This window comes from Nocardia sp. NPDC059691 (genome assembly GCF_042733915.1).
Taxonomy (GTDB): domain Bacteria; phylum Actinomycetota; class Actinomycetes; order Mycobacteriales; family Mycobacteriaceae; genus Nocardia; species Nocardia sichangensis.
Genome location: NZ_JBHWFB010000006.1, coordinates 285,761 through 295,872 on the forward strand (window position 1 = coordinate 285,761; position 10,112 = coordinate 295,872).

The following is a 10,112-nucleotide window of genomic DNA, read 5'->3' on the forward strand; positions in this document are numbered from 1 at the left end:
GAGCGGCTACCAGCTCGGTGTGCTCGGCGCTGAAGCAGCAGTACTACAGTCCGTAGTCGTAGTCGTAGTCGTAGTGGCTGTATTCGTAGTCAGTGCCTATTTCCGGAGTGTCGACTGGCTCTTCGCGGCTCGCCCCGGTCTCGGTGAGGGCTGTTGGCTGCGCAAAGGCCAGTCCGTCGTGCGCATCGCGATCGAGATGGCGCCGAGCCCGGTCTTCGAGGTCGCGTTGCGGCGGTGTCAACTGCGTGCGGCGGTGCTGTTCTGTGAACGCGTCGTCGAGTTGGCGCTCTTCGCAAAGCCAGCGTTGTTCTGCCTGCGCCAGTTTCCGTGCGAAGGCATTGTCGCTGTGGCCTGCGGCGGTCAGCTCGGCGGCGCGCGCGGCGTGGTTGTCGGCACGGTGGAGGGTGGAGTTCCAGTCGTCCTGTGCGAGCTGCACTGCGGCTTGGTTGCGGCGGGCAATCTCCCGGGCGGCCAGCAGGTTTTGTTGGGCGTCGTTGAGGGCTTGGCGAAGGCGCTCGAGGTGAGAAGCGTGCTCCGCGCGTGCGGCGCGTGCGGCGTCGGGGCGCCACCAAGGAATCTTTGGTGGGTTGTTCTGCGCGGTCGCCTGTTGCCGTTGAGCGAGGGTGAGGGCGTGTTCGGCGGTCACGACTGCGGCCTGTGCGGTGCGGGCGGTGTAGATCGCTGCCGCTTGTTGATCGAGTTCGGCGTGAGCGCGGCGTACAGCGTCGGCGTCGCTGCCACGCTCAGATCGCTGGCTACGTTCGATGATGAGACCCATGTCCAGGATCGGGTCGAGATCGAAATCGCGTCGAGCAGACTGGATCTCGTCTTCCAGTTCCCGATCGCTCATGCGGCGCCACTGGTCGACCCGGAGTTCAGAGACCGCGCGGGCGAGTTGGTCGGCGTGGCGGCGCTGCGCGTCGTCGAGCGTTTCGACCAGTCGCCAGCGCAGCGCGGCGGCGGGCTGTTCATCCGGTAACGGGCGCTGCGCGGCTGCGGTGCGGACGGCAGTCGCTACGTCGAGTCCGGTGTCAGCGGCGTGAGACAGCCCCTCGGCCAGTTGTGGCCAGTACGGATCTGTGGTGATCCGCTCATCGACCTCTCGGGCCAGTGGGCTCCAGCGGCGGGTGTTGGTGTCGAGGTGTCCGAGACGCGACCGCACTGCGGCATCGAGTTGGAGCTGGGTGCGGCGTTCGTCGACTGGGTATTGCACCGGGCCGGTCGGGCGGCGGTCGTGGTCGGGGACCGCGTGTGCAGCCCGCCAGATGGCGAGTGAGGCGATGAGGTTCGGGTCGTGTTCGACGAGCTGCCGCGCCCACACTGGTGCGGTTTCGGGTGTCCAGGCGTGGGCGGTAGCGCCGATCTGGGCGGCAAGGTCCTTGATCTGGACCGCGCGTACCCGCAGGTGTTCGCCGTAGTCGGTGTCGTCGCGCAGGACGGCTGGGATCACCGGGATCCATCCCAGCGGGCCGCTGCCGATGGCGTGCTGGCCTATGCGCCACACCAGCACGGCGGCTTTGTCGTCGGCAGTGTCGAGTTCCCGCGCGGTGATGGCGTCGGTGAGCGTCGTGATCGGATCGCGCCCGTTCATGGCGATTATGGCCAGGTGCTGGCGCAGCACTGGCCATGCCTCCTCGTCGGTGAGACCGGGCACCAAGCGTTCGGCGACCGCGGTGACGGCGGCGTGGTGCTCGTCGCCGAGCACTGCGTCGGCGGCCGCCCCAAGCGCCTCGAGGTAGGCGTCGACGACTCCAGCGAACTGCCGTCGCGGGTCGGCGGCTTGGCGGGCCTGGGTGGTCGCGGAGACTTGGCCGCCATCGCGGCCGAGGATTTGGGTGAGCAGGTCGATCGCGGTGGGCGGGTGCAGCGCGCTCCACGTCTGGGCAGGAGCGTCCTGGCCGTCGCCTGCGGTGGCGAGGTAAAGGTGTCCGCCGGCGCGGGCGCGGGTGGCCAGCACATACAGCTGGAAGCAGTCCTCGCTGCCGGTCAGCACGCCGTGGCAGGTATCGGTGGTCAGCCCTTGCGCGGAGTTGATCGTGCGGGCATAGCCCAGTTCGACGCACTCACGTACGTAGTCCGTCGGCAGGGTGACTTTGCGGCCGGATCCGATGTGGGTGGCAGTGATCCGCCCGCCCGGGTGGACGGCACGCACTTTCCAGCGGTAGCCGTTGCGGACGTGATCGGTCTGCGAGATCCGCAGCCGATAGTTGTTCTCCCTGGTCGTGATGATGTCCCCGACCGAGGCCGAAAGCCCGTCCGACAGCAGCGTTTCCGGTCCGTGCAGGCCTTCGCGGCGGAGGCGTTCGTCGCGGGCGAGGGCGTTGAGCTGGCGCACCAGTTCGTTGGTCGGCGCCAGCAGGGCGACGTCACGGCCTTGGGCGTAGTCGGCCCGCCAGGCCCGGTACGCGGCGTGGACGGCGGCGCCGAGGGTGCCGACGTGGACGCGGCCGTGGTCGGTGTAGAAGGCGATCGCGGCCGTATCGCCGTGGCGTAGGGCGAGGCTGGCGGCGCGCTCGCTCGGGTTGTCGAAGCGGACGACCCTGGTGAGGGTGGCGGCTCCGGCGTGGTGGACCATGTCGCGGATCACGCCCCCGGCCTGCACGGAGGACAGTTGCCTGTCATCACCGACCGCGCGCACGCTGGCCCCGCGTTCGATCAGCCAGGACACGGTCGAATCCAGTTTCAGAGTGGGTGTTTTCGCGGCCTCGTCCAGTACGACGAGGGTGCGGGGTCCGATCGCTCGCACCCAGTCCGGTGCGTCGTCGAGGGCCCGCTCGCCCGACCGGATGTCGTTGATCACGGTGACGAGCATGTCTACGGTCTTGGAGTCCGCGCCGATCTCGCTGCCGAGGACACCGGCGGCTGGTCCTTCCGGTGCCAGCCCGAGCGCGGTGCCGCCTTCGGTGGTCCAGGCCCGCACCAGCGCGGCCATGGCGGTGGTCTTTCCGGTCCCGGCTGGGGCGATCGCGACATGTAACCGGCGTCCGGAGGTGGCGAACTCGCGCAGCAACTGGACTTGGCCGTCGTTGAGCATCTGGCCGTTGTTGTTGGCGGCGTGCTCGATGATCGCGGCATCCACCGCGGCCGCCGGGATAGTGCGCCCGCCTTCGAGCAGGCTCGCCCCGATCAGGCGTTCCTCGGCAGCGAGGATCTGGGGGCTGGTGTAGAGCTGGGAGCCGGAGGTGGTGAACACGCTGGTTCCGTCGCGGCGGGTGAGTGCCTCGACGGCGGGTGCGATGTCTTCGGCCTCTGGTGTGCCGCGGGGGATCGACAGCGGCTCGCTCAAGGCGGCGTCGGTGACCTGAGTGATGAGGGTGTGCCAATCGGCCGGGTCGATGCTGCCGCGCAGCTGGCGGGTGGCTTCGGCGCGAATGTGGCGGAATTGCCAGGTCGCCCGGGAATCGGACACAACCTCCACCACTCTCGCGGCGGTCGCGGCGACCCACGCGGCGTCGGTGACCTCCCGCTGCGGGATCGGCTGTCCCAGGGCGGTCGCGACCATCGCATCGACCGTGCTCTCACCGCCGAGCAACTGCACGGCATCGCGTCGCCAATCAGCGCGTTGCTCAGCACGCGAGCGTACCGCCACCTTGTGGCCGCGGGTTTTCAAGGTGGCTTCTTGGGCGAGGTCGTGCAGTTCACCCGGTGTGGGTTCGCGGCCACGCTCGGCCTGAAACCGCGTCGTACGGGTGGTCAGCTCGGCGTCCACGGCGGCCGATCGCTTCGACCATTCCTCAGCCAGGCGCTCCTCGACGCCGACGATCTCCCGGACCGGCCGCTTCCCGCGCCGGCGTCGGCTGCTGCTGTGGCGTTCGGCGAACTGCACGCCGAGGGACTGCTCGAGGTAGTGCTCCAGCCGGGTGTTGAACAGCTCGGACGCGGCGACGTTGTGCTGGTAGATCATCCTGCCGTCGAGTGCACCCCACTGCCCGTCATGGCGTTTGACCGCATTCGAGATCACCACGTGGACGTGCAAATTCGGGTCACCAGCGCGACTATCGCGGTGCTGGAAGGCGGTCGCGATCAGGCCGCCGACGACGTCGACCTGGCGGCGGCTGTGCCGCCCGACCCGGGTGAACACTGCGTGCTCCTCCATATAGGCCAGCACATCCCGCAGGGCGGCATCGACGGCGGCCTCGATCTTCTCCGACACCTCGCGAGGCGCCAGCGCCCACAACGTCGACACCGACTTGACCGGCGAGAACGTGAGGTCGAACCCGGCGACCCGCTTCGACGGTGCCCGGCCGGCGCGAGCCACCCAGCCCGACAGCTCCCGGTCGTCACGGGGTGGGCGGCCGTATTCCTCGGCGAACATGCGTTGGGAGACTTCGGTGGCGATGCGGCTGCGCTGCTCCGCCGGGATCGGGGCGTAGTCGACGCGGCCGTGCTCGGCGTTGTAGGCGGCGTAGGCGCGGGCCCGCTCGTAGCGGTAGGAGTACTCCGCCACCGCGTGTGTCGTGAACGGGGCACCCAGCCGGACCAGCCGCACCGCGTGCGCCCGCGCGGTGCGGCGCGAGATGCCCTCCGGGGCGAGTGCCTTTACTTCGGCGGCGATCATCGCCTCGGCATTCGGATGCAGACCGTGACCGAACAACGCCCGCATCTGCGCTTCGGTCACCACCTCACCGGCCTGGATACCGACGTTCGGCAGGCCGGAACCCAGCCAGCGGCCCGGGGATTCGCCGCGCTCGCTGTAGTAGGTCGAAAGGTCCTGCGGACCGCGATCGTTCACGTCGTGCGTGGCGATCGAGCGGAGATAATAGGTGTAGCCGTCGCCACTGCCGAGCTTTGCCAGTGACATCACACAATCCACCGTACGCGCTCTTATTGCGAAGTGACCGTGATGTTTCCGCGACCAGGGAGCATGAGGTGTGGCAGATTCTTGTTCATATGTGCTGGTAGTGGCCGGTTTTTAGTTTAGCGGAAGGGCTGGCGAGAGGTTGGTTGGATAGCGGTGGGAGCACATGCTAGTTGCGAGTTGAGCATTCGAATATTCTGTGAGATCGAATGAATTGAGGGTTGCATGGGCCTGGCTGGCTCTGTTCGCGAACTGTGACGTCAGTTGTTCGCCAATCCTGGCGGCGTGTCGCGACCTATACCTCTTCGGAAGTGTTCATGAATGCCGACGGCAGAGCAGGTCAAGGACTCGGCCGAGCAGCCATCACGTGCCGAGACACGCGGTAGTGCCGATGTGCGGGTGGTCGGCGTCACGAGATCGACTGCGGCGCAGGATCTCCGCTCACGCCGATTTCCGCGCATCCAGCGGGATCGGTCTCGAGTGTGGATCTATCGATCGGGGCAGCGCGTCGCGGATGGCTGGTATCGCCCAGCGGCTACGCACTTCTCGGTGATCTCCCTACTCGGGGAAGTCGGCTGGCCGACGCCGTCCCCCTCGGAGACGATGCCCCGTGTCGGCTCTTCGGGTAATGCCGGTTCGGAGCGGTCGGTAATTGCGCGCGACGCCCACAGATGTCGTGAGAGCTGGCCCGCCAGGCATGCACCGGCCGCGTTCAACAGTACGTCGTCGACCGATGAGTGACGGCCGATAGCGAGGGCGAACTGTGCAGTCTCCACCGCGATCGATGCTGCCGCTCCCGCCAACAGGATGCGGTACGAGCGGGCGAACCAGGGTCGGCGCACCGGCAACAGGAAGCCGAGTGCGGCGAAGACCAACAGATTCCCGCCGAACTGCTCGATTACCCGGTCGTCGGCCAGTTGCTCGGCCAGATCACGCAGCGGCACGAGATTTACCGAACGGCCTCTTCCGGTCGGCGTGAGAATCATCCACAACCACGGCGCGGTACCCGTCACCATCCCGACATCGCACAGCGCCGCCCGCCACCCGCGCCGCCCAACCAGCCACCAGGCCACGAGACCGGCTACCGGTATCGCGGCGATCGCGGCCACCACGACCCGACCCCACGCCTCCCACGTCCCGTTCACACCGCCAGTATCACCTGAATCACCAGCGCCACAGACCTGGCCGAAATCCCCACCCACAGCCTGCGCTTATCGCCGCCCACGCGCATCCATTGAGAGCTAACAGAGTATGGAGCTCGAGTGCGCATCTGTCGGTGCTCTGACAGACCCTCGGCTACAGGTGGTGGCGAAATCGCCGTGTTTCGGCTTTCATGGAAGGCGGGAGAATCGGCAGGCTTGGAGGAGCCATGCCTTTCGATCTCCACGGTGAGCCCTCTACTGGCCATCTCGGCGCCAGAGTTCGTCCTGGGCCTTTGTCTCCCGCGGCGGCGCGCTCATCCTTCACCTCTACTCGCACCAGCACACCGGTCTGTCGTTCTTGGCGGAGGGATTGCCACGCCCGAACGCGCGCGGCTCGTGATTGGTACAGAACGAGGTGCCGGTCGTCATCGGTCAGCTACCAGTCGGCCAGCGTAGCCGAGGACGTGCGCCGTGCGCCCTGATGGCAGCAACGCGCATGATCAGGCTGCCAGAAGCCGCACGAACGATGTCACTGTCGTCGTTCCAGAGGACCCGCCTCAGCTCAACGCCATAGCCGCTAAAGTGTTGCTGGAGATCATTCTCCGACACGTCCGCGAGACTCGTGGCGAGACCGTCGATAGTCCCCGACCGAGTCCAGCCTCAACACCACGGCCGACTCCCTCCATCTCAACTCCCGAGGATGGAGTACTTCGGCCAAGTCACCACCGAACGCCGATGTCTTTCTCAACCAGCAGGAGAAATCGCAGCAATGATCAGGTTCGCTTTCGCCGGGCGGGTCTCCACCGAAGACCAGCAAGACCCGGAAGCATCTCGCAACTGGCAGCTCGGGCGAGCGAACGCCCTGGTCGGTCAGCACGGGCAGATCGTCGTCGAGTTCTTCGACATCGGGCAGTCCCGGTCGATCCCGTGGAAGCGCCGCCCCGCAGCCGGGCGGCTGCTCGAGCTGCTCAAAGAACCCGAGCGAGGGTTCGACGCGGTCGTGATCGGCGAACCGCAGCGAGCGTTCTACGGCAACCAGTTCGGGCTGACGTTTCCGGTCTTCGTTCACTACGGCGTGCAGCTGTGGGTGCCGGAGGTCGGCGGCCCGATCGACCCGGAATGCGAAGCGCACGATCTGATCATGTCGGTGTTCGGCGGCATGTCCAAAGGCGAACGCAACCGCATCAAGATCCGCGTCCGCGCCGCCATGGCCGCGCAAGCGCAAGTCGAGGGCCGCTACCTCGGCGGTCGGCCACCTTACGGGTACCGCCTCGCAGACGCCGGGCCCCATCCAAACCCGGGCAAAGCCGCCGACGGTAAACGGCTGCATACCCTTGAACGCGACCCTGTCACCGCGCCAGTGGTGCAACGGATCTTCAGCGAGTACTTATCCGGCATAGGGATTTTCGCTATCGCGCAACGCCTCACCGCCGACAACATCTTGTGCCCGTCGGCCTACGACCGCAGGCGCAACAGCCATCGCTCGGGCGCCGCGTGGTCCAAGAGCGCGGTGCGCGCGATCCTGGGCAATCCGCGCTACACCGGCTACGAGGTGTGGAACAAACAACGCAAGCAGGAGTCCCTTATCGACGTCGATGACGTCGCCTTAGGCCATCACACCCGCTTGGCGTGGAACCCGAAAAAAGAGTGGGTCTACTCCGACCAGCCAGCCCATAGCGCACTCATCAGTAAGGACGCCTTCGAGCAGACACAACTACGGCTCGCCGCCCGAGGCCCGCAATCGACGGGCAGGACCACGACCCGCCGCCAGCACCCGTACGCCTTCAAGGGACTGCTGTTCCACGACGCCTGCGGACGCCGCATGCAAGGCAACTGGAACCACGGGCTGCCGCACTACCGCTGCCGGTATCCATCCGAGTACGCCCTCGCCAACAAGCTCGACCACCCGACGACCGTCTACCTGCGCGAAGACCAGCTCAGCGGCCCGATCGATGCATGGTTGGCCGACATCTTCCACCCCGACCGGATCGAGCATTCGCTGACCATGCTCGAAGACGCCCAGGCCGACAACACACCCGCCATCGAGAGTGCACGACGATCGCTTGCCGAACACGACCGCAAACTGTCCCGGTACCGTGCAGCACTGGAAGCGGGCACCGACCCGGCCCTTGTGACGAGCTGGACCCAACAAGTTCAGCGCGAACGCCAGGCCACCGCTGCACAGCTCACCGCGCTGGAAGCCGAGCAACGCGCGGATCACCACATGAACAAGGAGGAGATCCACCAGCTTGTGGCGTCGCTGGGCGGCCTGGTCCACATACTGAAGGCAGCTGACCCCACCGACAAACTCGAGGTCTACCGGCAACTCGGCCTGAAGCTCACCTACGACCACGAAAAACGGGTGGTCGTGGCAAAACTGCTCCTCAACCACCCGTGTGCGTAGTGTCTGTGTCCGGAGGGGGACTTGAACCCCCACGCCCGATAAAGGGCACTAGCACCTCAAGCTAGCGCGTCTGCCATTCCGCCACCCGGACCGGTGTGCCCAGCAAGATTATCGGATCATCTCCGTGTGGACCAAATCGCGGCTTGACCTGCGGATTCTTAAGCGTTTGCGGGCGACGGGCGTGTGGGCCGCACCGGTGGAAGGAGTGCGGCCTACGCGGGGGACTCAGAGAAGTTCTTCGAAGGTGCGTTCGAAGCCGAGGGCTCCTCGGCCGTCGGCTACCTGGCGGTCGAGGAGGGTTTTCAAGGGGGCGACGAAGTCGAGGGTGACGTGGGCGTCGCGGCTGGCGCGGTTGATCGCGTCGAGTGCGGCTTTGTGGAAGGCGATGGACTGGATGGGGTCGGTGTAGGTGGCGGTGTCGATGACGGCGCCTTGGTGCGGCAAGGATTGGGTCATCGCGTTGAGCCATGCGGCGGCTCGCCGGCCGAATTCGGCGGCGGGGACGCCAACCGACCGCATCATGGCCGCGCCGTGCAGGAAGCCGCCGAACATGGCGTACATGGCCGCCAGCAGGGCGAAGTCGTAGGTCGAGGCGAGGCCTGCGTCGTCGCCCAAGTGTTCTGCGGCAGCGAGTAATTCGAGGGATTCGCGGTGTGCGTCGAAGACCGTCCGCGAGCCGCTGTAGAGGATGGACGCGCCCGGCTGTCCGATCATGGGTGGTATCGCCATGATGCCGCCGTCGAGGTAGTCGCAGTCGTGGCGGGCCGCCCAGGCGGCGAGTTCGCGGGCCTCGTTGGGGGCGGTGCTGGTGAGGTTGATCAGTGGCCGTCCGGCCAGTCGGTGGGCTACCGGGTCGAGGGTGGCGTGCACCGAAGCGTGGTCGAGCAGTACGGCGATGATCGGGCCGTCGGTGTCGATCGCCTCGGCGATGGTGGCGACGCTCGTGGCTCCGGCGCCGCGGAGGTCGGCGTCCTTGCCGGGGGTGCGGTTCCACACGGTGGTCGGCAGCCCCGCCTTCAGGAAGGTCGCGGCGAGCGCCTGCCCCATCGCGCCGAGTCCCAGAATGGTCACCGGGGTATTCGTGGTCTCCGCCATTGCGGGTTCAGCTCCTTTGAGGTCGAGAAAATCCTGGTCAGCGCGCTGAAATCAAGAGTGCTCGACGACCGGCGGGCGGGCAAGTACCTACTATTTTGTGGGGTACTTACCGAATGGTTTGTGAACAGGTGGAGAGGGTGGACGATGGGCTCGAAGCGGTCGGGGCCGTACTTCTGCGGGATCGATGCGGCGATGGATGTCGTCGGTGGCAAGTGGAAGGCGCTGATTCTCTGGGAGTTGGACAACCACCGGGTTCGGCGCTTCGGCGAGCTCCGCAAGGGGCTGCCCGGCATCTCGGAGAAGATGCTCATCCAGCAGCTGCGGGAGCTGGAGGAGGACGGCATCGTCGACAGGACCGTCTATCGGGAAGTGCCGCCGCGGGTGGAGTACCGGTTGACCGAGATCGGTGTCGCGCTCAACGCCGCGCTGGAGCCGCTGGGTGCGTGGGGGCGGGAGCGGATCGATCGGATCGGCGCGCGGCGGGTGCATGAGTAGCTCGGAAGTGAATCCTTCAAAAGTGAATGTTTCACTTGGGCAACATGGTTCAGCGGAAGATCAAGCTACTAGTTGGTAACTTGAGTTAATTTTGTGCACACCGAAGGTAATTGACGCCTAACCGGGCGCGTCGTATGTTCCACGTCACAACTTTTGCAAGATGTGGGTGGCTTCGCAG

The 10,112-nt window shown here is 66.3% G+C and carries 5 protein-coding genes and 1 tRNA gene; 2 read left to right on the plus strand and 4 right to left on the minus strand.

Features of this window, described 5'->3' with window-relative positions; translation table 11 throughout:
• Positions 1–43: 43 nt before the first annotated feature.
• Positions 44–4,801: a MobF family relaxase gene (gene mobF / locus ACFV2O_RS16100; protein ID WP_379252538.1), complete on the minus strand. Its 4,758-nt coding sequence runs from the start codon at positions 4,799–4,801 to the stop codon at positions 44–46.
• A gap of 485 nt (positions 4,802–5,286) precedes the next feature.
• Positions 5,287–5,943: a VanZ family protein gene (locus ACFV2O_RS16105; RefSeq protein WP_379252429.1), complete on the minus strand. Its 657-nt coding sequence runs from the start codon at positions 5,941–5,943 to the stop codon at positions 5,287–5,289.
• Positions 5,944–6,640: 697 nt separating this feature from the next.
• Between ACFV2O_RS16105 and ACFV2O_RS16110 the strand changes: the two genes are divergently transcribed.
• Positions 6,641–8,344 carry a recombinase family protein gene (locus ACFV2O_RS16110; protein ID WP_379252430.1) on the plus strand — a complete coding sequence of 568 codons (1,704 nt, stop codon included), beginning with the start codon at positions 6,641–6,643 and terminating at the stop codon, positions 8,342–8,344.
• A 6-nt stretch (positions 8,345–8,350) separates the two neighbouring features.
• Here ACFV2O_RS16110 and ACFV2O_RS16115 read toward each other — a convergent pair.
• Together ACFV2O_RS16115 and ACFV2O_RS16120 are read right to left on the minus strand one after the other, a co-directional pair.
• Positions 8,351–8,435: transfer RNA gene (locus tag ACFV2O_RS16115), tRNA-Leu, on the minus strand.
• Positions 8,436–8,569: 134 nt separating this feature from the next.
• Positions 8,570–9,439 carry an NAD(P)-dependent oxidoreductase gene (locus ACFV2O_RS16120; protein ID WP_379252431.1) on the minus strand — a complete coding sequence of 290 codons (870 nt, stop codon included), beginning with the start codon at positions 9,437–9,439 and terminating at the stop codon, positions 8,570–8,572.
• Positions 9,440–9,583: 144 nt separating this feature from the next.
• Between ACFV2O_RS16120 and ACFV2O_RS16125 the strand changes: the two genes are divergently transcribed.
• A complete protein-coding gene (locus ACFV2O_RS16125; protein ID WP_379252432.1) occupies positions 9,584–9,934 on the plus strand; it encodes a winged helix-turn-helix transcriptional regulator in 351 nt (116 codons plus the stop codon).
• The last annotated feature ends 178 nt before the right edge of the window (positions 9,935–10,112 follow it).

Excerpts from the sequence above, each read along its gene's own strand:
- ACFV2O_RS16125 (WP_379252432.1), top strand. The coding sequence starts at position 9,584 with ATGGGCTCGAAGCGGTCGGGGCCGTACTTCTGCGGGATCGATGCGGCG.
- ACFV2O_RS16110 (WP_379252430.1), top strand. The coding sequence starts at position 6,641 with ATGGAGTACTTCGGCCAAGTCACCACCGAACGCCGATGTCTTTCTCAA.
- ACFV2O_RS16120 (WP_379252431.1), bottom strand. The coding sequence starts at position 9,439 with ATGGCGGAGACCACGAATACCCCGGTGACCATTCTGGGACTCGGCGCG.
- mobF (WP_379252538.1), bottom strand. The coding sequence starts at position 4,801 with ATGTCACTGGCAAAGCTCGGCAGTGGCGACGGCTACACCTATTATCTC.